Origin of the sequence: Thioclava electrotropha (assembly GCF_002085925.2) — a bacterium.
GTDB lineage: Bacteria > Pseudomonadota > Alphaproteobacteria > Rhodobacterales > Rhodobacteraceae > Thioclava > Thioclava electrotropha.
In genome coordinates, this window is record NZ_CP053562.1 from 3,507,330 (window position 1) to 3,527,907 (window position 20,578).

Annotated in this window: 25 protein-coding genes; 10 read left to right on the forward strand and 15 right to left on the reverse strand. The window is 65.1% G+C overall.

Annotation, left to right across the window (positions count from 1 at the left end; translation table 11 throughout):
• Nucleotides 1-23: 23 nt before the first annotated feature.
• A complete protein-coding gene (locus tag AKL02_RS16565) occupies nucleotides 24-302 on the reverse strand; it encodes a DUF3572 domain-containing protein (RefSeq protein ID WP_078542139.1) in 279 nt (92 codons plus the stop codon).
• A 143-nt stretch (nucleotides 303-445) separates the two neighbouring features.
• On the opposite strand from AKL02_RS16565, the gene AKL02_RS16570 reads away from it, so the two are divergent.
• Nucleotides 446-1,840 carry a diguanylate cyclase gene (locus AKL02_RS16570; protein WP_083078504.1) on the forward strand — a complete coding sequence of 465 codons (1,395 nt, stop codon included), beginning with the start codon at nucleotides 446-448 and terminating at the stop codon, nucleotides 1,838-1,840.
• 110 nt (nucleotides 1,841-1,950) lie between these two features.
• On the opposite strand, the gene AKL02_RS16575 is transcribed toward AKL02_RS16570, so the two are convergent.
• From AKL02_RS16575 to AKL02_RS16590, 4 genes are all read right to left on the reverse strand, one after another.
• The gene (locus tag AKL02_RS16575; protein ID WP_083078502.1) at nucleotides 1,951-2,457 is read right to left on the reverse strand and encodes a periplasmic heavy metal sensor; all 507 of its coding nucleotides are present in this window, start codon (nucleotides 2,455-2,457) and stop codon (nucleotides 1,951-1,953) included.
• Nucleotides 2,457-2,879, reverse strand: coding sequence for a hypothetical protein (locus AKL02_RS16580; protein ID WP_133051975.1), 423 nt, complete (start codon nucleotides 2,877-2,879; stop codon nucleotides 2,457-2,459). The genes AKL02_RS16575 and AKL02_RS16580 overlap by 1 nt, the downstream gene beginning before the upstream one ends.
• Nucleotides 2,872-3,456, reverse strand: a complete 585-nt coding sequence (locus tag AKL02_RS16585) for an RNA polymerase sigma factor (protein ID WP_075774043.1) — start codon at nucleotides 3,454-3,456, stop codon at nucleotides 2,872-2,874. The genes AKL02_RS16580 and AKL02_RS16585 overlap by 8 nt, the downstream gene beginning before the upstream one ends.
• 94 nt (nucleotides 3,457-3,550) lie before the next feature.
• Nucleotides 3,551-4,423, reverse strand: a complete 873-nt coding sequence (locus AKL02_RS16590) for an EF-hand domain-containing protein (protein WP_083078497.1) — start codon at nucleotides 4,421-4,423, stop codon at nucleotides 3,551-3,553.
• Nucleotides 4,424-4,611: 188 nt separating this feature from the next.
• On the opposite strand from AKL02_RS16590, the gene AKL02_RS16595 reads away from it, so the two are divergent.
• On the forward strand, nucleotides 4,612-5,013 hold the full coding sequence (locus AKL02_RS16595; RefSeq protein WP_083078494.1) for a DUF983 domain-containing protein: 402 nt from the start codon (nucleotides 4,612-4,614) through the stop codon (nucleotides 5,011-5,013).
• On the forward strand, nucleotides 5,006-5,713 hold the full coding sequence (locus tag AKL02_RS16600; protein ID WP_083078489.1) for an NUDIX hydrolase: 708 nt from the start codon (nucleotides 5,006-5,008) through the stop codon (nucleotides 5,711-5,713). Before AKL02_RS16595 ends, AKL02_RS16600 begins: the two co-directional genes overlap by 8 nt.
• Here AKL02_RS16600 and AKL02_RS16605 read toward each other — a convergent pair.
• The 5 genes from AKL02_RS16605 to msrB all read right to left on the reverse strand — a co-directional run bounded on the left by AKL02_RS16605 (nucleotide 5,710) and on the right by msrB (nucleotide 9,032).
• On the reverse strand, nucleotides 5,710-6,612 hold the full coding sequence (locus tag AKL02_RS16605) for an EamA family transporter (RefSeq protein ID WP_232621647.1): 903 nt from the start codon (nucleotides 6,610-6,612) through the stop codon (nucleotides 5,710-5,712). The two genes, AKL02_RS16600 and AKL02_RS16605, sit on opposite strands and share 4 nt — an antisense overlap.
• A complete protein-coding gene (locus tag AKL02_RS16610; protein ID WP_108722391.1) occupies nucleotides 6,609-7,124 on the reverse strand; it encodes a lipocalin family protein in 516 nt (171 codons plus the stop codon). Before AKL02_RS16610 ends, AKL02_RS16605 begins: the two co-directional genes overlap by 4 nt.
• A complete protein-coding gene (locus tag AKL02_RS16615) occupies nucleotides 7,112-7,462 on the reverse strand; it encodes a hypothetical protein (protein WP_083078479.1) in 351 nt (116 codons plus the stop codon). Before AKL02_RS16615 ends, AKL02_RS16610 begins: the two co-directional genes overlap by 13 nt.
• Nucleotides 7,462-8,508, reverse strand: a complete 1,047-nt coding sequence (locus AKL02_RS16620) for an aldo/keto reductase (protein WP_083078476.1) — start codon at nucleotides 8,506-8,508, stop codon at nucleotides 7,462-7,464. The genes AKL02_RS16615 and AKL02_RS16620 overlap by 1 nt, the downstream gene beginning before the upstream one ends.
• An 83-nt stretch (nucleotides 8,509-8,591) precedes the next feature.
• The gene (msrB, locus tag AKL02_RS16625) at nucleotides 8,592-9,032 is read right to left on the reverse strand and encodes a peptide-methionine (R)-S-oxide reductase MsrB (protein WP_083078464.1); all 441 of its coding nucleotides are present in this window, start codon (nucleotides 9,030-9,032) and stop codon (nucleotides 8,592-8,594) included.
• 120 nt (nucleotides 9,033-9,152) lie between these two features.
• On the opposite strand from msrB, the gene AKL02_RS16630 reads away from it, so the two are divergent.
• Complete coding sequence (locus AKL02_RS16630; RefSeq protein ID WP_083078462.1) at nucleotides 9,153-10,775, forward strand: acyl-CoA dehydrogenase family protein; 1,623 nt, start codon at nucleotides 9,153-9,155, stop codon at nucleotides 10,773-10,775.
• Between the two features lie 53 nt (nucleotides 10,776-10,828).
• On the forward strand, nucleotides 10,829-11,317 hold the full coding sequence (locus tag AKL02_RS16635) for a cupin domain-containing protein (protein ID WP_083078461.1): 489 nt from the start codon (nucleotides 10,829-10,831) through the stop codon (nucleotides 11,315-11,317).
• A 16-nt stretch (nucleotides 11,318-11,333) separates the two neighbouring features.
• On the opposite strand, the gene ychF is transcribed toward AKL02_RS16635, so the two are convergent.
• Nucleotides 11,334-12,431: a redox-regulated ATPase YchF gene (gene ychF / locus AKL02_RS16640; protein ID WP_075774034.1), complete on the reverse strand. Its 1,098-nt coding sequence runs from the start codon at nucleotides 12,429-12,431 to the stop codon at nucleotides 11,334-11,336.
• Between the two features lie 115 nt (nucleotides 12,432-12,546).
• Between ychF and AKL02_RS16645 the strand changes: the two genes are divergently transcribed.
• Together AKL02_RS16645 and trpA are read left to right on the forward strand one after the other, a co-directional pair.
• Nucleotides 12,547-12,963 (forward strand): VOC family protein, encoded by a 417-nt coding sequence (locus AKL02_RS16645; RefSeq protein WP_083078460.1) that lies wholly within the window; start codon nucleotides 12,547-12,549, stop codon nucleotides 12,961-12,963.
• A gap of 104 nt (nucleotides 12,964-13,067) precedes the next feature.
• Nucleotides 13,068-13,859 (forward strand): tryptophan synthase subunit alpha, encoded by a 792-nt coding sequence (trpA, locus tag AKL02_RS16650; protein ID WP_083078459.1) that lies wholly within the window; start codon nucleotides 13,068-13,070, stop codon nucleotides 13,857-13,859.
• A 26-nt stretch (nucleotides 13,860-13,885) separates the two neighbouring features.
• Here trpA and AKL02_RS16655 read toward each other — a convergent pair whose 3' ends face one another.
• The gene (locus tag AKL02_RS16655) at nucleotides 13,886-14,680 is read right to left on the reverse strand and encodes an ABC transporter permease (protein ID WP_078522590.1); all 795 of its coding nucleotides are present in this window, start codon (nucleotides 14,678-14,680) and stop codon (nucleotides 13,886-13,888) included.
• A 220-nt stretch (nucleotides 14,681-14,900) separates the two neighbouring features.
• Between AKL02_RS16655 and AKL02_RS16660 the strand changes: the two genes are divergently transcribed.
• Nucleotides 14,901-15,503, forward strand: a complete 603-nt coding sequence (locus tag AKL02_RS16660) for a GcrA family cell cycle regulator (RefSeq protein ID WP_078522589.1) — start codon at nucleotides 14,901-14,903, stop codon at nucleotides 15,501-15,503.
• 70 nt (nucleotides 15,504-15,573) lie between these two features.
• Here AKL02_RS16660 and AKL02_RS16665 read toward each other — a convergent pair whose 3' ends face one another.
• Nucleotides 15,574-16,839, reverse strand: a complete 1,266-nt coding sequence (locus AKL02_RS16665; protein WP_083078458.1) for an OmpP1/FadL family transporter — start codon at nucleotides 16,837-16,839, stop codon at nucleotides 15,574-15,576.
• Between the two features lie 235 nt (nucleotides 16,840-17,074).
• Between AKL02_RS16665 and rimO the strand changes: the two genes are divergently transcribed.
• Entirely contained in the window at nucleotides 17,075-18,460 is a 1,386-nt protein-coding gene (gene rimO, locus AKL02_RS16670) for a 30S ribosomal protein S12 methylthiotransferase RimO (protein WP_083078456.1), read from the forward strand.
• Complete coding sequence (locus tag AKL02_RS16675) at nucleotides 18,457-18,927, forward strand: CAP domain-containing protein (RefSeq protein ID WP_083078453.1); 471 nt, start codon at nucleotides 18,457-18,459, stop codon at nucleotides 18,925-18,927. The genes rimO and AKL02_RS16675 overlap by 4 nt, the downstream gene beginning before the upstream one ends.
• A 3-nt stretch (nucleotides 18,928-18,930) precedes the next feature.
• Here AKL02_RS16675 and AKL02_RS16680 read toward each other — a convergent pair whose 3' ends face one another.
• Nucleotides 18,931-19,692, reverse strand: coding sequence for an ion channel (locus AKL02_RS16680; protein ID WP_083078451.1), 762 nt, complete (start codon nucleotides 19,690-19,692; stop codon nucleotides 18,931-18,933).
• 112 nt (nucleotides 19,693-19,804) lie between these two features.
• Nucleotides 19,805-20,356, reverse strand: coding sequence for a hypothetical protein (locus AKL02_RS16685; RefSeq protein WP_083078448.1), 552 nt, complete (start codon nucleotides 20,354-20,356; stop codon nucleotides 19,805-19,807).
• Between the last annotated feature and the right edge of the window lie 222 nt (nucleotides 20,357-20,578).

Genomic DNA, 20,578 nt, shown 5'->3' on the forward strand with positions numbered 1-20,578 from the left:
GGCAGATTGCCTAAAGCTGCGCGTCAGGTCCAGTGGCGCAGATCGCCGCGCCCGAGAACCGCGCGCGCCTGCATCAGCGCCTCGGGCTGCACACCAAGGTCCTGCGCGCAATCCAGCACCACCTGATCGTCCTGCAGGACATGGTCGAGAACACCTGCGAGGAAGTCCGGATCGCTCGCCTGCGCCCGCAAATCGTCCACGCTCGCCCCGGAATTGGCGAGGAAAGCGCCGATCAGATCTTCGCGACCGGCAAGCCAGCCGAGGGTCTGCAACGCGAGCGTATGAGCGTTTTCTTGCCGCATGACGGGTCCTTCTCTGTCGGGGGGAAACGCTTTGTTAACCTATAGACCGCTAAGGTCAAGAAAAGGCGCGATGAGAAGCTGGCGCAGTCGGGAGCCGCCCGATGCAAGCCGCACCGCGCCGGAGGTTGAAGGAGTAGCGTTATATGCCGGGATCGATCCTCATCGTGGATGATGTGGCGACCAATCGCATTGTGCTCAAGGCGAAACTGACCGGCGCGCGCTACAACACGCTGCAAGCCGCAAGCGCGGCGGAGGCGCTCGCCCTCGCCGCGGCGCAACGGCCCGGCTTGATCCTGCTCGACGTCACCTTGCCCGACATGACCGGAGACGGCCTGATCGCCCGGTTGCGAGTGAACCCGCGGACCCGGCGCATCCCGATCATCGCGATGACGGGGCGCGATACGCCGGAGCTGCGCGTGACGCTGCTGCAGGCTGGGGCGAATGAGGTGCTGGCCAAACCCTTCGACGAACTGGTGCTGCTCGCCCGTTTGCGCAGCCTGATCCGCGCCCATGTCGGCGACGAGGATTCGGCGCTGCGCGAGCAGACCTGCCGGGAACTCGGCTTCGCAGAGGCGGCGAGCGACTTCGTCCCTCTCGCGCGGATCGCTCTGATCGCGCCCAACCCGGCCGAGGGGCTGCGCTGGAAATCCGCGCTCGCTCCCCTGCTGACGACAAATCGGATTCTGCTGACCAGTTACGACCAGCCCTGCGGCGACGATCCCTCGCGTCGCGCCCCCGATCTATTCGTGATCGGCGCAGACCTCGCGCAGCGCGGCGATGGTCTCCGGCTGATGTCGGAATTGCGCTCGCATCCCGAAACGCGCCATGCGGCGATCCTGATCGCCAGCCAACCCGACGCGCGCGAAACGCAAGCCAGCGCGCTTGATCTGGGTGCGGATGACCTGCTGCCCGCCGAGATGTCGACGCCGCTCGCAGCAAAGGAAGCCACACTTCGGATCGGCGCGCAGCTCCGCCGCAAGCGCCTCTCGGACCAGTTGCGTCTCTCGGTCGATGAAGGTCTGCGTCTTGCGCTGGTCGACCCCCTGACCGGGCTGCACAATCGTCGCTACGTGAACGCGCATCTGTCGCGCATGTCCGAGCGCGCGCGCCGCACGGGCCACGGCTATGCGGTGATGCTGCTCGACCTCGATCGGTTCAAATCGGTGAACGACACCTATGGCCACGGCGCGGGTGACGAGGTGCTGGCGAGTATCGCCCGCCATCTGCGCCAAAGCCTGCGCGACGTCGATCTCATCGGTCGCATCGGCGGCGAGGAGTTTCTCGTGGCGCTGCCCGACAGCTCTCTGGTCGAGGGTTGCCGGATCTCCGAACGGCTCCGACGCGAAATCGCGCAGAGCAAGATCACGTTGCCCGACGGGCGCGCGATGCAGGTCACCATTTCGATCGGCCTCGCTTTCGGCGGTACGCGCCACGACGATCCTCAGCATCTTATCGACGAGGCCGATGCGGCGCTTCTCTGCGCCAAGGGAAGCGGTCGAAACCAAGTCTCCCTCGCCCAGCACACAAACGCGGCCTGACCCGAAATAGAAGGGTCACGCCGCGCGTGGGCAGGCGATGACACTGAGGGTTGGCGAATTTCCAAACGGCGAATGGCCGCGCCCCCTTGGGGGCGCCCGTCCGCCTGATCTCACGGCTTGGGCTTTGGGGTGTCCTCACGGTCTTTCTTGCGCTTGTCGAACCGCGCCGCGCCCTCGCGCAGACGCTCGGCAAAGCTGTGCCGCGACTCGGCGCTCATCGCGTCGAGCCGGTCGAGGATCAGTTGCTCGCCGATATCGACCCGCTGCACCGTCCGCGCCTTGTGCCGCTCTAGCAGCTCGGCCACCTGCGCACGATCCCAGGGCTCCGCGTCGATCGCAGCGATCAGCGCCGTCATGTCGCTGCGCGCTTGCCGCCGCATATCGCGGAACTCCGAGCCGCGCGCCTGCGCCGCCTTGCGCAGCGCATCACGATCTTCCGGGCTCAGCGCCCCGGTGAACGCGCCGAGGCTGACATCGCCCACGACCGGGCGCGGCGGATGCCGCTCATGCGCGATCCAGCCGCCGATGAAGAACCCCAGCAAAAGCAGGTTCAGCACCGCCGACCCTATCAGCGCCCAGCGCAATCCCCGGCCATTTCGCGTGTCGGCAGCCGCCATCAGAACCCTCCTTCATCGGCGAAGGCGAAGGTGTCGCCCTCGGGTAGCAGGTTGACCGTGCCGAGGCTTTCGGTCGTGCTGCTGGCGTAAAACGGGCTGAGCGCGCCGATCTCGTCGGCCCCCACAAAGCCGATCCAGACCCCGGCCAGAGCGGCCGTGACCAGACCGCCCATCGGAGCCCAGCCGCCAAACGCGCCGCGAAGCGCGTCCCAGATACCGGCCAAGACGTCAGGCTTGTCGGGCGCTGCAGCGGGGCCAGAATGCGCGAAGCCCGCTTGCTCCACCTCCGCATCGGCCAGAACCCGGGCGAGGAAACCCGCCTCAGGCTCAGGCCCTCCCGCCGCGCGCGCCTCGCCGAAAAGCGTCTCCAGCGCCGCGTCGTCCAACGCGTCCGTCTCGCGATCCATGCGTTTGTCAGTCATCGCCAAACCCCAATTTCTCTCGCTGCCCCCGAAGCAGCTTGCTCAAAGCGCGTTTTCCACGCGCTGTCAGACTTTCTACGGCCTCGACGCCAGTTTCCATCGCGGCAGCGATCTCGGGATTGGACAAACCGTCGATATGTCGCAGTGTGACCGCGATCCGCTGCCGTTCCGGCAATTGCTCCAGCGCCGCTTCCAGCGCGGCCACACGGTCGCGCGCGATCAACTCGTCCAGCGCGCTCGCGCGGTCATCGGCCACCTCGGGCGCCTCATCCAGCCCCACGCCGCGGCGCTTGCGCAGCCGGTCCGTCGCAAGGTTGGCCACCACCCGGTAAAGCCAAGTCGAGACCTTCGCCTCGCCGGCGCGCCACTCCGGCGCGATCTTCCAGAGCCGCAAGAGCCCCTCCTGCGCGACGTCCTCGGCCTCGGCCGCATCGCGCAGATAGCGATAGGCGAGCCGGTAGGCCAACGGCCCGAAGCGCAGCGTCAACGCCCGCGCCGCCGCCGGGTCGCCCTGCGCGTAAAGCTCCAGCAGAGCCTCGTCCGAAGCCTCGTTCATCGCATCCAGTGCCATCGTCATTCCGTCAAAGGCCTAGCCTGCTTTCCCTGCGCATGCAATTTGACATGCAGCCGGGGCGCTTTTCCGCGCCCCGGCTTTCTTCACTGCTCGAAACTCAGTTCGTGGATCGGCCCGAGCCATCCGCCGGACCGTTTCCCGGACCTTGACCTTGGCCAGCCCCGGTGCCCGGCTGCATCGGCGGCGTGCCCCGCGGGCCTTGGCCGTTCGGGCCTTGCCCCATCGGACCCTGACCCATCGGGCCATCGCCTTGCATCATCCGCCCGTAGCCGTCGCGGTCGCCGTTCCACCCCATACGGTCATGGCCATGGCGATCCCCTTTGCCCATGCGGTCATGGCCGTGGTAATCGCCCTTGCCCATCCGGCCATGGTCGCGGCGGTCGCTCATCCGCTGCATGAACCGTTTGGCCATCTGCATCTCGTCGGCACTGATCGCCCCGTCATTGTTGCGGTCCATCCGGTCGAACATGCGCGTCGGCATCGGATGCGCCATCAGTTCGGCGGCCGACAGCTCGCCATCGCCGTTGCTGTCCTGCGAAGCGAAGCGCGCTTTCACGCGGGCTTCGATGCGGGCTTTCACCTTGGCCATCTCGGAATTGACGAGCTCCTCCTGAGAAATCATCCCATCGCCATTGGCGTCGAGCGCCTCAGCGTCAGCAGCTCGCTTGGCCTGAATTTCCTCCATCGTCACCTGACCGTCGCCATCGGTGTCGAAGCGGCTGAGGTCAAAGCCGAAGCCGCGCCCGTCTTGATCGCGCATCGCGCCGGGCTGCATGTTCTGCCCCATGCCATTGGCGGGGCCATTGCCAGCACCGTTGCCCGGTCCGTTGCCCGGCCCATTCCCGGGCATGACCTGCTGTCCCTGCATCTGGCCGCCGTTCTGGTTTTGCGCCACCACCGGCATTGCGAGGGTGATCGCGCTGCCTGCGAGGATTGCCGCGACGAGGGTCTGCCTGTTCATGACTTTCATTCGAAACTCCTGTTCTCGCTGCCACGGCACGTCTCGCGCCGTCGATATTTGTCCAAACGGCGCATGCGCAGCATTCCGTCGCCAAACTCACGCATCCGTGATAGACCCGCCGGACTTTCCATCCGCCCCGGCTGCCGCCATACTGCCCTGCGAACGGGCGGAGAGAGACCGCCACAAGGGAGAGCGCAATGCAGTCGCATGACGAGTATCACGATGACCGCCCGCTGGGCCGCTCGATCGGGCGGGGCCTGCGCTGCCGCTGCCCGGCTTGCGGCAAGGGGCTGATTTTGCACCGTTATCTCAAGGTGCGTGATGCCTGCCCGTCCTGCGGCGAGGACCTCTCGCATCAGCGCGCCGATGACGGCCCGGCCTATCTGACGATCCTGATCGTCGGCCATCTCGCGATTCCGATGATGGCGGCCTATTTCATCGCTTTCCGCCCCGGCCCGTGGGAGATGATCTGGATTTTCGGCATCGGCTCGATGGTGCTCTCGGCGGTGCTTTTGCCGCTGATGAAGGGGATGCTGGTGGGCATCCAATGGTCGCGCCGGATGCATGGTTTTGGCGAAGGCGAAATCGTCCATGACTGACACGAGCCCCCCGGTCGACAAAACCGCGCTACGGGACGCGGCCAGCGTGATCGTCCTGCGCCGTGATGCCGATGCGGTGCCGAGCGTGTTGATGGGCCAGCGCGGTGCGGGGGCGGCCTTCATGCCCTCGAAATACGTCTTTCCGGGCGGCGCGCTCGACGCCACGGATTGGGAGGTGCCCTTCGCCTATCCCCTGCCCGCGCCCGATCACGCGCGGCTCGAGGCCGATGCGCCCGAGGGGATCGGCGCGGCGCTGGCCGCCGCCGCTCTGCGCGAGTTGTGGGAAGAAACCGGGCTGGTGTTAGGCGAGAGAACCAGTTGGCCCGGCGCGGTGCCCGCCGACTGGCAGGGCTTTGCCGATCTGGGCTTTCTGCCCTCGGCGGCCAATCTGCATTTCGTGTTCCGCGCGATCACGCCGCCCGGCCGCCCGCGCCGCTTCGATGCGCGGTTCTTCCTGATCGATGCGGGAGCGATCCAGGGCGATCTCGACGATTTCTCGCGCGCCTGCGACGAGCTTTCGCACCTGCATTGGGTGCCCCTGCCCGAGGCGCGAGCGCTCAACCTGCCCTTCATCACCGAAGTGGTTCTGGCCGAAATCGCCGCCCTCATCACCACCAAACACGCGCTTGGCACGCCGCATTCGGTGCCGTTCTTCGACAATCGCGGGCCGCGTTCGGAGTTCCGGCGGATCGGGCTTTAACGTCCCGCCAGCACAATCACGATCAGCGACACCACGACGAGCGCGATGCCCGCCCCTTCGCGCTTGTGCAGCCGCTCGTGGAAGACCAGCGCCGAGGCGAGCAGCGTGAAGACGATCTCCACTTGGCCCAGCGCGCGCACGAAGGCCGCGTTTTGCAGCGAGAACGCGGTGAACCAGCCCGCCGAGCCCAGAACGCCGGTGATCCCCACCAGCACCGTGCGCCGCCACGCGCCGAACACGCGGGTCAATTCGCCCGGCTCGCGCAGTCGCAGATAAAGCCCCATGCCGAGCGATTGCGCGAAGGTCGCGCAGGCAAGTGCGACGATGGCGCGGGCGAAGAAGTCGAGCGGCTCCAGCTCCAGCGTCGCGCCGCGATAGAAGATCGAGGACAGGCCGAACAGCGCCCCCGCCCCGACGCCGTAAAGCGCCGCACGCGGGTTGAAGCCGCCTTCGGGCGGCTTGGTCAGGAACAGGACCCCCGCCAGCCCGATTGCGATCCCGATCCAGCCGATGGGCCCGACGAATTCGCCGAGGATGATCGCGGAGAACAGCGCGACCTGCACCGTCTCGGTCTTGGTGAAGGCCACGCCTACCGCGAAATTGCGCAAGCCGAACAGTGCCACCGTCAGGAAGGTCGCCGCCACCTGCGCCGCCCCGCCCGCAATGACGAACCCCCAGAAGGGGCCGCTCAGATGCGGCCATGGCGTGTTCGTCGCGGCCAGAAAGCCCAGTGCCGTTACAGCCGCGAGCGGGAAGCCAAATAGAAAGCGAGAAAACGTCGCGCCGCCCACCGAGAGCTGCGCCCCCGCCAGCAGCTTTTGCAACATGAAGCGAATGGTCTGAACGGCCGCCGCGAACAGGGTCACCCAGACCCAGAGATGCACCGGCGCGTCGGTCACTTACCGACCTGCGTCATGTCATAGCCGTTGAAGTCCATGACATCGCGCGCCGCCTTGATCAGATCGGGCCGTGGCGGGGTCTGCCGCGACAGGATCATCCCCCAACGGCCCGAGGGCGTGCCGAGCACCGCCACGCGATAATCGAAATCGACCCAGAGCACCCAGATCGGCTCGCCGCCGAACGCGCCCTTCGCCAGCAGTCGCCCGCCCGGCCCGGTCAGCGTGACTTTCTCGTCGACAGCGGCAGGCGTGATGGCGCAATTCGTGCCGCGCAGCCGGTAGGTGCTCTTGCCGTCCCACGCCCAGTTCTGCGTGCCCGAACACCCCGGAATCCCGCTTTCGACGACATGCCATTCGCCGCCAAACCGCTCGGCGTCGAACAGCGAGGCCGATGAGATCAGCGTGCCCGGTTTGCGCAGCGACGCGGTCTCCGGGGGCGTTGCACAGCCCGCGAGGGTCAGCGCGAGCATCCCGCCCAGCACGCCGATCTTCGCCCGGCTCATTGCACGCATAGTTGCATCGGGTAGCCCGCCTCGCTCATCACCTCATTGCACCCCAGAAGCGGGGTCACCGGCGCGCAGGTCTTCGAGCGCGCGAGGCATTCGCCCTCACACTCGCTGCCCGCCTGACAGCTTTTGCCGCTATCGGAGGTCATCTTCACACAGATGAACGCCCCGCCGCGCGCGACCCAGTTGCCGCCGCGCGCGACGCATTCGAATTTCCCGGCATCGATCTTCTCCTGCCCAACCAGCGGCAATTGCTCTGCCGTGTCGCCCTCGTCCGAGGGGCCGAAGGGATTGCAGCCCGCCAAGGCAAGCGCTGCACACAGAAGGATCGACGCCCCGCGCATCAGTAGGGCATCGGGTAATGCTTGTGGAGCTCGGCGATCTTGTCGAGCAGCTCCTTCGGCAGTTCCACCCCTTCGGCGTCGAGGTTCGGTTTGAGCTGGTCGACCGAGGTCGCGCCGACGATCGGGATCACCGGGAAGGGACGGCTCATCACCCAGGCAATCGCCATCGTCACCGGGTGAAGATCGAACTCCTTGGCCAGCGCGACATAACGGTCAGCGATCTCGAAAGCGCGCGGATTGGCGCGCCCACCGAGATTGTTGACCAGCGACCGCCGGGTGTTGTCGGGGATCACGTCGCCCGAATATTTGCCCGTCAGGATACCCGCGGCGAGAGGCGAATAGGCCAGCAGCGTCACTTTCTCCTGTTGCCCCAACTCCCCCAGATCGAGGTCGTAGTAGCGGCACATCAGCGAATATTCGTTCTGGATCGACTCGACTCGCGGCCCTTTGCCCGCCTCGGCCAGTGCCAGCCATTGCGCGGTGCCCCAGGCGCTCTCGTTCGACAGGCCGAATTCGCGGATCTTGCCCTCTTTACGCAGATCTTCGAGCGTCTCGAGACAGGCGCTCATATCGTCGAGCACTTCCTGCTTCGAAGGCTGCTTCGACGGATCGAAGCGCCACGTCTTGCGGAAGTGATAGGAGCCGCGATTGGGCCAGTGGAACTGGTAGAGGTCGATGTAATCCGTCTGCAGCCGGGTCAGCGAATCCGTCACTGCCTGGCGGATACGGGTCGGGCTGATCTCGGGGCCGCCCTCAATCGCGTTCGAGCCCTCGCCGGTGATCTTGGTGGCCACCACCAGATCGTCGCGTTTGCCGCGTTTGGCCAGATAAGTGCCCACGATCTGCTCGGTTCGGCCCATCGTCTCGGCCTTGACCGGGTTTACCGGATACATCTCGGCCGTGTCGAGGAAATTGATCCCGCGGTCGAGCGCGAAATCGATCTGGTCATGGCCCTCGGCCTCGGTGTTCTGGCTGCCCCAGGTCATCGTCCCGAGACAAATCTCGGACACCATGATCCCGCTTTGACCAAGTTCCAGCTTGCGCATGCCCGCGCCCCCTTTGTCATATGATGTTGCGCGGACCCTGCCACTGGGCCGCGGGAAGGTAAAGGCCTCTGACCCGGTCGGGTTTACTCGACCCGGTCCATGTAGTCGCCGTAGCCCTCGGCCTCCATCTCCTCGTAAGGCACGAAGCGCAGCGAGGCGGAGTTGATGCAATAGCGCAGACCGCCCTGATCGCGCGGCCCGTCGGGGAAGACATGGCCCAGATGGCTGTCGCCGTTTTTCGAGCGCACTTCGACGCGGGTCATGCCGTGGCTGGTGTCGGTCAGCTCCACGACATGATCGTCGATCAGCGGCTTGGTGAAGGACGGCCAGCCGCAGCCCGCATTGTATTTGGTCGAGGACGCGAAAAGCGGCTCGCCCGAGACCACGTCGACATAGATGCCCTTGGCGGAGTGGTCGTCATATTCGCCAGTGAAGGGGCGTTCGGTGCCGTTCTGCTGAGTGACGCGGTATTGCTCGGGGGTGAGCTTTGCGACCGCGTCGTCGGATTTTTGCCAGTTGCTCATGATGGGTCTCCCTTTCGCGCCTGATCTAGGCGGCGGCGGCCGCGAGAAAAGCCCTGCCGCCGCGTTTCGCTCGCATGTTCTACGGCGCAAGCCTACCATCCGGATCAGGAGGAGCCGACCATGACCACACCCGATCCCCGCGCCGATCTGCCCACCCACCGCGTTGAGAACCAACCGCCCGCGCGCGGCGACGTCGATCTGTTCGGGACGGATGCGCCCCTGCGCGAGGCCGTCGCGCGGGCGGGCGGTCAGGCGGAGGCGCTGTCAGATTACGGTCAGACCCTCGGCACCACGGAGATGCGCGAGGCGGGGCGCGACGCGAACCGCTACCTGCCGGAGCTGCGCCTGTTCGATATGGGCGGGCGGCGGCTCGACGAGGTGCGCTTCCACCCCGCCTATCACCGTTTCATGGAGGCCGGGATCGGCGCGGGCTATGCCGCGCTGCCGTGGGAGGGCGCGAAGGGCGGCCACGCAACCCATGCCTCTATGGTCTATCTCGCAAGCCAGATCGAACCCGGAAGCTGCTGTCCGATGACGATGACCTATGCCGCCGTGCCTGCCCTCGAGGCCTCGCCTGAAATCGCCGCTCTCTGGCGCCCGAAACTGACCGCGCGCAGCTACGATCCGCGCGTTCTGCCGGTGGGCGAGAAGACCGGCGCGACGCTGGGGATGGCGATGACCGAGAAACAGGGCGGCTCGGACGTCCGCGCGAACACCACGCGGGCCGAGCGCGCCGACGGGCATTGGCGGCTGACTGGGCACAAGTGGTTCTGCTCTGCGCCGATGTCGGACGGGTTCCTGACGCTGGCGCAGACCGACAAGGGGCTGAGCTGTTTCCTCGTCCCGCGCTGGCTGGAAGGGGAGCGTAACGCGATCCGCATCCAGCGGCTGAAGGACAAGTTGGGCAATCGCTCCAACGCGTCCTCCGAGATCGAATATGAGGGCGCGGTGGCGCATCTTCTGGGCGAGGAAGGCCGGGGCGTCGCCACGATCATCGAGATGGTGCATCACACCCGGCTCGACACGGCGCTAGCACCTGCTGGCCTGATGCGCGCCGCGATCTCCGAGGCGCATCACTGGGCCACGCACCGCTCCGCCTTCCAGCGCCGCCTGATCGACCAGCCGCTGATGCGTGCGGTGCTGGCCGATCTGACGCTGGATTGGGAAGGCGCGCTGACGCTGGGGATGCGGGTGGCGCAGGCCTTCGACAGCGCCCGCCCCGAGGACCGCGCCTTCGCCCGGATCGGTGTGGCGCTGGCAAAATATTACGGCAACAAGCGCTGCCCCGTCGTGACCTACGAGGCGATGGAGGTGCTGAGCGGCATTGGATATGTCGAGGACACACCGATGCCGATGCTCTATCGCGAAGCGCCGCTGAACGGCATCTGGGAAGGCTCGGGCAATGTGATCTGCCTCGACATCCTGCGGACCTTGGCCAAGGAACCACTGGCGGCGGAGATGCTGCGCGCGGAGCTGGACGCGGCGCGCGGCACCGATCCGCGCTACGACGCGGCGCTGGCCGATCACCTCGCCCGCTGGCCCGCCCTGCCGCCCGAGGCCGAGGCGCGCTGGTTCGCGGAACGGCTGGCACTGCTCCTGACCGCGTCGCTGCTGATCCGAAATGCACCTGCGGCGGTGAGCGACGCCTTCGTCGCGACGCGGCTTGCGGGCGAGGCGGGCCGGACCACCGGCGCGATGGCGGGCAGCGATGTCTCTGCTATCCTGGACCGGATCGCTGGCTGAGACTGCGGAAGCCTCCGGCGGGGATATTTGGATCAAGGAGAAGGAGGTGCGCGATGCGCGAAGACCGGTATCTGATCCGGGCCGATGAAATCGCGGCGATGGAAGGGCTGGCGAAGACGCATTTCCTCAACCCGAATGCGCGGCGGATCAACAAAAGCCTTGGCGATGCGACGGGGCTGACCGGGATCGGCGTGCATATCATCGAGGTGGAGCCCGGCTGCGAGACCACCGAGTTTCACCGCCACCACCACGAGGACGAGGCGATCTTCGTGCTCAGCGGCGAGGCGACCGCGCGGATCGGCGAAGAGCGTCACGCAATCGGGCCGGGCGATTTCATCGGCTACCGCGCGGGCGGCGAGGCCCATACGGTCGAGAATACCGGGACGGAGATGTTGCGGCTGCTCGTGATGGGTCAGCGCTTGGCCCATGACGTGGGCGACTATCCCGATTTGGGCAAGCGGCTCTATCGCAATGCGGGAATGCCGTGGCAGATGGTGGAGGCCGACGCGATCACGGAGGTCAAGGCGGGGGCGAAGAAGTAACGCCCCCAGCCGAGGTTCACGCGTTGAACAGGAAGTGGAGGACGTCGCCGTCTTTCACTTCGTAGGTCTTGCCCTCGACGCGGAACTTGCCCGCCTCTTTCGCGCCCGCTTCGCCCTTATTGGCGACGTAATCATCGTAGGAGACCGTCTCGGCGCGGATGAAGCCGCGCTCGAAATCGCCGTGGATGACGCCCGCCGCCGCCGGGGCCAGCGTGCCCTTGCGGATCGTCCAGGCGCGGGCCTCTTTCGGGCCGACGGTGAAATAGGTCTGCAGGCCCAGAAGGTCGTAGCCCGCGCGGATCAGCCGGTCGAGACCGGCCTCTTCCAGACCCATCTCTTCGAGGAACATCTCGGCTTCTTCGGCGTCGAGCTGCGAGATTTCCTCTTCGATCTTGGCCGAGATCACGACGGTGCCCGCGCCCTGCTCGGCGGCCATCTTGGCGACCGCTTCGGATTTCGAGTTGCCGGTGGCGGCGGAGCCTTCCTCGACATTGCAGACATAGAGAACCGGTTTGGCGGTCAGCAGCTGCAGCATATTCCACGCCTTGCGGTCGTCCTCGGACACCTCGACGGTGCGCGCGGGGCGACCGGCTTCCAGAGCCTCTTTCGCCTGCTCCAGAAGGCGCATTGCCTCTTTCGCTTCCTTGTCGCCGGATTTCACCTTGCGGGCGAGGTTCGCGATACGCTTCTCGAGGCTTTCGAGATCGGCGATCATCAGCTCGGTCTCGATGGTCTCGGCATCGGCCACCGGATCGACGCGGCCCTCCACATGGGTCACGTCGCCGTCTTCAAAGCAACGCAGCACATGGGCGATGGCATCGACTTCGCGGATATTGGCGAGGAACTGGTTGCCCAGGCCCTCCCCTTTCGAGGCGCCTTTCACGAGGCCTGCGATATCGACGAAGGTCATGCGGGTCGGGATGATCTCTTTCGAGCCTGCGATCTGGGCCAGTGTGTCGATCCGCTCATCGGGAACGGCAACTTCGCCGACATTCGGCTCGATCGTGCAGAAGGGGAAATTCGCCGCTTGCGCGGCCGCCGTTTTGGTCAGCGCGTTGAAGAGGGTGGATTTGCCTACGTTCGGCAGACCCACGATACCCATCTTGAAACCCATTTCGCCCTCCTGTTTGTGGCTGCGCGCTTCTTATTCATTGGCCGCCCCCGGTGCAAGCGCGCGCGAAGGCCGGAATCGTGATAGGCTGGCCTTCTTGTTCAGGGAGGTGACCGCGATGAGTTTCGAACCCTACATCCACTTTCAAGGAAACTGCGAAGAGGCGATGCGTTTCTATGCCGACCTCTTCGGCACCGAGCCACCCTTCATCATGCGCTATGGCGACATGCCCGAGGCCAGCGAAGGCATGAGCGAGGCAGGCAAGGCGCGGATCATGCATGCGCTGATCAAGCTCGGGGATGGCGCGCTGATGGCCTCGGATTGGCCCGAGGGGCGCGACCGCCCGCAAAGTTCGATTTCGATCTCGCATGTCTCGGACAGCCGGGAGGCCGCGAAGGCAATCTTCGAGCGGCTGATGGATGGGGCCGAGGAGGTCATGATGCCTTTCGACGACACGTTCTGGGCCGACGGGTTCGGAATGCTGCGCGACCGCTTCGGCACGGCGTGGATGATCAACGGTCCGGCAAAGATGTAGGCGCAGGCCGTCTGGGACGTAGCTACAACACTAGACCGCGCGCGAGGCATTGATTTTCCCGCCCTCTTCGCGCAAACCGCTTCGGGACCAGCCGGAGGGACGCCATGACTCGCATCGACGCCAAATTCGCCAGCCTCAAGGAAGAGGGCAAGAAAGCCTTCGTCTCCTACATCATGGCGGGCGACCCGGATCTGGAAACCTCGCTCGAGGTGATGAAGGGCCTGCCGGCGGCAGGCGTCGACATCATCGAGCTGGGCGTGCCCTTCACCGATCCGATGGCCGACGGTCCGACGATCCAGCTGGCGAGCCAGCGCGCGCTCGACGGTGGGCAGACGCTGCAGAAGACGCTCGATATGGCGGCGGAGTTTCGCAAGACCGACGACACCACGCCGATTGTGCTGATGGGCTATTACAACCCGATCTATTCGCGTGGCGTCGATCGCTTCCTCGAAGATGCGAAGGCTGCCGGGATCGACGGGCTGATCGTCGTCGACCTGCCGCCCGAGGAAGATGTCGAGCTTTGCATCCCCGCACAGGCCGCCGGGATCAACTTCATCCGGCTCGCGACGCCGACGACCGACGACAAGCGTCTGCCGAAGGTGCTGCAGAACACCTCGGGCTTCGTCTATTACGTTTCTGTGACGGGGATTACCGGTTCTCAGGCCGCGCAGGCGACCGAAGTCGGCCCGGAAGTCGCCCGGATCAAGGCGAAGACCGATCTGCCGGTGATCGTGGGCTTCGGCATCACGACGCGTGAAGCCGCGAAGACCATCGCGGGCGTGGCCGATGGCTGCGTCGTGGGCTCGGCCATCGTGAAAGAGATCGCCGAGGGCAAGCCGGTGGCGGAAGTGCTGGACTTCGTGAAGGGCCTCGCGGGCGGCGCGCATTCGGCCTGAACGGCCACGCGCCGCTTAAGCGCGGCTCAGGGCTTCATGCGATAGCCGATGCGCAGCCAGTACCAGCCAAGCCCCAGAACCAAGACCAACGCGGCGCAGATCACGGCAAGACCGTGCCACGGCGAGGCGTCCGATACGCCCAAGAAACCGAAGCGGGCCATGTCGATCAGGTAGAAGACCGGGTTGTAATGGGTCAAGATCTGGAAGGCCGGCGGCAGCGCCTTGGCCGAATAGAAGGTCCCCGACAGGAACGACAGCGGCGTGATGATGAAGTTGGTGATCGCCGCCATCTGGTCGAACTTGTCGGCGAAGACGGCCGCCAGAATCCCCAGACCGCCCAGGAAGGCCGCGCCGAGCACGACCGCCGCAATTGCCCAGAACGGATGCGCGATCCCCTGCCCCAGCACGGCAAACAGCCCGAGCCAGATCACCACGGCGACGATCAACGCCCGCGCCACAGCGCCGGTCAGATAACCTACGAGGATTTCCCAAGGCGCAAGCGGCGGCATCAGCGTGTCGACGATATTGCCCTGCACCTTCGCGATCACGATCGAGCTAGATGTGTTGGCGAAAGCGTTCTGGATCACCGTCATCATCAGGATGCCCGGCGCGATGAAATGCAGGAAATCGACGCCCAGAACATCGGCGCGGTTGCGCCCGAAAGCCAGCGCGAAGACGGTCAGGAACAGACCGGCGGTGATCAGCGGCGCCAGCACCGTCTGCTGCCAGACCGCGAGAAAGCGGCGAATCTCGCGCCACCCCAGCATCCGCAGGCCCATCCAGTTCACCGCGCCAAAACGGCGCACGCCGATCTCGTACATCCTGATACTCCCGTTGTTGCCCGCTCCCTACACGCTCGCGGCCCGCAGCTCAACGTAGCCCGCGCACAGCTGGTTTCCCGCTTGCGCACTGCTCTGGACGTCCTCGCGGGCCTTGAAAAGCGGGCCTCGCGATTGTATCTCTGCGCTCTCCCGCTAAAATAGGGATTGAAACTGGAATGGCCTGCGAGACGGACTTGCAGGAAACCAAGGAAGGATGCCCATGTCCTGGACCGATGAACGCGTCGAATTGCTCAAGAAGATGTGGACTGAAGGCCAATCGGCCAGCCAGATCGCGAAAGAGCTGGGCGGTGTGACGCGCAACGCGGTGATCGGCAAGGTGCATCGCCTCGGCCTGTCGAACCGCACCGGCGGCGCAGCAGAGCCCGCGAAACCCGAGCCGAAAGCCAAGCCCGAGAAGGTCGAGGCGAAGGCCGAGAAGCCCGCCGCGCAGCCCGCAGCCGAGGCGCCCGAGCCCAAGCCCGCCGCGAAACCGGCAAGCCCCGCGCCCGCACAGGCTGCAACGCCTGCGGTCTCGCCTGCGCGCAAGGCGATCATCCCCGCCGGTCAGCCGCTTCCGCCGCAGCCCTCCGCCAACGAGATCGACCCGGCCGCGCTGGCCAAGGTCGGTGAGGTCGAGAAACACGCCAAGAAGCTTGGCCTGATGGAACTGACCGAGCGCACCTGCAAATGGCCGATCGGCGACCCCGCGACCGAGGAATTCTGGTTCTGCGGCCTGCCGAGCCAATCCGGCAAACCCTATTGCGAGGCCCATGTCGGCGTCGCTTTCCAGCCGATGAGCTCGCGCCGCGACCGTCGCCGCTGAGGCAACCGCGATACGAATGACGAAGGGCGCCTCGCGGGGCGCCCTTTTTCTTTGCCAGTTGGCCGGAAGGTCAGAACCGCCGGGTCCAACCCACCGAGGCCGAGAACTGGTGCATGTCCAATTCGACATCGCTGCCGAACATGCCCGGCCCTTTGACCTTATGCGGCGCGACATAGTTGATCGCGAAATCGAACGTGTCGCGCTCGTTGAGCTTCTTCGCCCCGCCGAAGCTGAAATGATGCTCGACCACGCCGGGTGCGAGTACGCCCAGCATCACGTCCTCCTTGCCGATCGGGTTTGTCGCGTAGGCATAGCCCGCGCGCCACGTCATATCCGGCGTCTGCTGCCACTCCGCGCCGATCCGGAAGACATCCACATCATCCCAGCCAAAGCCCGCGCCGCCCTTGGCCCCGAAAAGCCCGTTGGTATTGGAGTTCCCGACCGCAGCGATATTGCTGTAGAAGATCCGCTGGTAGTCCAGCATCAGCGCCAGATCGCTGCGCGGCTTGAAGGTGACGCCCGCGCTGATCGAGGCGGGAATGTCGAAACTGCCGCCATCCTCGAAAAGCCCCGCATATTTGTCGAATTTCGTCATCTTGAACCGGGTTTGCCCCGCGAGACCGACCGTGACCTGCGGCGAGATCTCGTATTTCAGACCGGCGCGCAGGCCGAACCCAGTGGAGATATCGTAGCCTCTGCCACTGAAATTGCTGGCATCCGTCGTCATCGGCCCGAACAAGGCAGGATTCAGACCGCGCGCCGCGAACCGTTGTGCGGCGAATGTCGGCGCGATGCCCCAGCTGAAATTCCCGTCCTTGCGCCCGTAGCCGACGGAGACGAACATCTGCATCAGATCGACGCCCGCCTTCCCGTCGCAGAAAATCCCGGTATCGCCCGGCGCGGCCGCACAGTTCGGGTTCGCGACATCGGGATAGCTCGTATTCATGCCGCCATTGCCATAGACCATGACGTTCAGCGCGCCGCCGCCTTCCAGCGGGCGGTTATAGCCGAAATTCGGGATCGCGAACCATTCATGCCCCGAATCCGCCCCGCCATCGGGCAAGGGGAAGGCCCCGTTTGCGTCAAACCCCCGCCGCGGCGAGAAAGCCTCGAGCCCGAAGGTCATCGCGTGGCCGATATCGGCGATATTCGCGGGGTTGATCGCCGCTGACATCGGGTCGACCGAATAGGCCACCCCTGCCCCGCCGACACCGCGCTGCGCGGGTCCGTAGGCAAGGGCGAAGTAGCCCTCGGTCGCGCTTGCGGCACCTGGAACGCCCAACGCCAGGCACAGCGAAACCGCCCCCGCAAAACGGGGTAATTCAAACTTCTTCATTAGTTTCCTCCCTCTGAGCCGGTTTGTCGCGCAGGCAGGCTCTCCCTTCCCCCCTGCACCTCGGCTGTGCCGTTTCGAAAACAGCTTCAAATATTCAACTTTAAATATACCTGATCTGGCAAGCGTTTTCTCGTTTGGCGCGAGTGGGGCCGAAATCCGCCCCTCATGCCACGGGAATACCGCACGTCACGCGGGGGGCTTTTCGGAACGCTCTGCAAGGGCTATATCGCGCGCCATGAGCACAAACCCTCCGAACCTGCGTCCCGATCTCGCGCCCCGCGCGCGCATCACGGATGCCCCCCGCCCCGGTCAGCCGCTGATCGGGATGGTCTCGCTTGGCTGCCCCAAGGCACTGGTCGACAGCGAACGCATCCTGACGCGGCTGCGCGCCGAGGGTTACGCGATCTCGCCCGATTACGCAGGCGCGGATGCGGTGATCGTGAATACCTGCGGGTTTCTCGACAGCGCCAAGGCGGAAAGCCTCGAGGCCATCGGCGAGGCGCTGAATGAAAACGGCCGGGTCATCGTGACCGGCTGTCTGGGCGCGGAGCCCGAATATATCACCGGCACGCACCCTTCCGTGCTGGCCGTGACCGGCCCGCATCAATACGAGCAGGTGCTGGACGCGGTCCATGCCGCCGTGCCGCCCGATCCCGATCCCTTCGTCGATCTTCTGCCCGCCGCCGGCGTGAAGCTGACGCCGCGCCATTACAGCTATCTGAAGATTTCCGAGGGCTGTAACCACAAGTGCAAGTTCTGCATCATCCCCGACATGCGCGGCCGCCTCGTCAGCCGCCCGGCCCATGCGATCGTGCGCGAGGCCGAAAATCTCGTCGGCGCGGGCGTGCGTGAACTGCTGGTGATCAGCCAAGACACGTCCGCTTACGGCGTCGATATCAAACATGCCGAAGAGCGGGGCCACCGCGCGCACATCACCGATCTCGCCCGTGATCTGGGCTCGCTCGGCGCTTGGGTGCGGCTGCATTACGTCTACCCCTACCCGCATGTGCGCAACCTGATCCCGCTGATGGCGGAAGCTCAGGAGAATGGCGGCGGCGTGCTGCCCTATCTCGACATTCCGTTCCAGCACGCGCACCCGGATGTGCTCAAGCGGATGGCGCGGCCCGCGGCCTCGGCCAAGACGCTCGACGAGATCGCGGCATGGCGCGCGGCCTGCCCGGATATCACGCTGCGCTCGACCTTCATCGTGGGCTATCCCGGCGAGACCGAGGACGAGTTCCGATATCTGCTCGACTGGATGGACGAAGCGCAGCTCGATCGCGTCGGCTGCTTCCAATATGAAAACGTCGAGGGCGCGCGCTCCAACACCCTGCCCGATCACGTGCCCGACGAGGTGAAGCAGGATCGTTGGAACCGCTTCATGGAAAAAGCGCAGGCGATTTCCGAAGCGAAGCTGCAAGCCAAAGTCGGCAGCGTCCAGCAGGTGATCGTCGACGCGGTCGATGCCGAAGGCGCCACCTGCCGCACCAAGGCAGACGCGCCCGAGATCGACGGCAACCTGTTCATCGATGAGGATTTCGAGAATCTCAGCCCCGGTGATATCGTGACGGTCGAGGTCGATGAGGCCTCGGAATACGATCTCTGGGGAAGGCTCGTTTGATCCGCACTCTCGCTCTGCTCACATTGCTTGCCGGCCTGCTGCCCGTCGCGGCGCAGGCTGGCGCATGCGCGATCGATGCCGCCCAAGGTCGCGAGATTGCGCAGGCGACTTCGCAACAGCGGCAAGCCCAGGGGCTGAATGCGCTCGCGATGGATCTGCAATTGACGCAGGCCGCAGCAACGCAAGGCTGCGACATGGCCCGGCGCGGCTTCTTCGATCACAAGGGCTCGGACGGATCGACCCCGCTCAGGCGGGCGGCGAAGGCTGGCTTCCGCGCCTGCCTGATCGCCGAGAATGTCGCGATGGGCCAGCGCGATCCGGGTGAGGTGTTCGACGCCTGGATGCATTCGCCCGGCCATCGCCGCAACATCCTGCTGCGCGGCGTGACCCGGATCGGCGTGGCGGTCGTACCCCGGCGCGACGGCAAGGGCCCGTGGTATGTGATGGTGCTCGCGAAGCCCTGCTGAAGCTCAGGTCAGCCCTTCGGTGTCGATGTGGATGACCTCGCCGCAATGTTTGCAGTGGATCGCATCGGCATCGTGCAGGCTCAGCCCGCAGGTCGGGCATTCATGGCGCACCTTCGTGGGCCGGAACAACACCTGCGCGAGCCGCAAGAACAGCGTGACGCCGAAGATCATGATGGCGACCGAGATCATCCGCCCCCATTCACCCTTGGGCGTGATATCCCCGAACCCCGTCGTGGTCAGCGTGGTCACGGTGAAATAGAGCGCGTCGGCATAGTTGGAAATCTGCGGATTGATCCGAACCTGCGTGGCATAGATCAGCCCCGTCATCACGAAGAGGAAGACGCCCAGATTGATGGCGGCGATGATGATTTCCTGATGATGGCGGAAGAATTTGAAGTCATGCCGCAGCCGCGCCATGAGCTGATAGGTATGCAGCAGTCGCAACGTACGCAGGATCCGCAGGAAGCCCAGCCCCTCCCCCGCGATCGGCGCGAGGAACGACCCGATCGCGATGATGTCGGCCCATGTCGCCGCGCGGGTCCAGAAGCGGACTTTCTCGTCCGAGATTGCGTAGCGGGCGAGGAAATCTGCCACGATCACGACGCCGATCACCGCATCGATGACTTCGATCGTGACCGTGTGGGGGAAGAAGGAGGTGACGATGACGAAGAGGATCGTGGCAAGATCGAAGGCCAGAAGCGCGTAGCGAAACGCATGGGCGCGGCGGGAATCCTCCTCGTAGTAATGGTGCAGCGTCTTGAGCATCGTCTCTCCCATCGTCTTCGCTCAGGGATACAGGCTTTGAACGCCCTGTCAAAGCGCATGAAAAAGGCGGCCCCGGAGGACCGCCCTTTTCGTTGAGTCAGCTCATATCAGCTCATTGCGCACTGGGCGCGAACAGCATCATCGCGGGTTGCGACGAGGCGCCTTGGGTCACGATGTAATTGGCGTCGCCGTAACGTCCACGCTGCACGTCATGCTGGATGCGCTGGAGCTGGGCCACGGTGTAGTCATCGGGGTTGAGCCCAAGCTGCTCGGCCATCTGGGTCTTGCCCGGTGTGGTCTCGCCAAGGCCGGGACCGCCCAACTGCCGGTCCGCGTGGCTGCGGTAATAAGCGAGCTTGGCGACATCGCCGTTACGGGCCGCGTGCAACATCTTCTGCAATTCACCCACCGAATATTGCGTGGGATCGACATTGTTCAGACCGGCGAAGGTTTGCAGCTGCGCCGCAAGCTGGGTCTTGCCCTGATTGGTGGCGTTGACGACCATCGACGACGCTTGGGGTTGCGGCGTCATCGAAGGCGCGATGACACCCAGATCCGTACCATTGTCGGCCCCGACTTGGGTCGTGGCGGCCGAGGCGATCCCGGCAGAGCCGGCAGCAAGGGCAAGCGCCGTGATGGCAGTGGTCAGAAGATTGCGGGTCATGATGAAATCCTTTCATCAGCAGGTTGATTTCCAGCGGCACCCTGTGGCGCCGATGCCCCCGACATATGAGCCCAATCATCGCACAAAAGGCCGTTTTGGCCCCGCCCCGTGTTCACTCAAACACATATACACAGGGAACTCTCATCCAGTCCGGATTCCGTGAAGTGATTGGAATACAAAAGTAAACCGTATTTCTCGAAAGAATCCGGCACGATGGGCCGG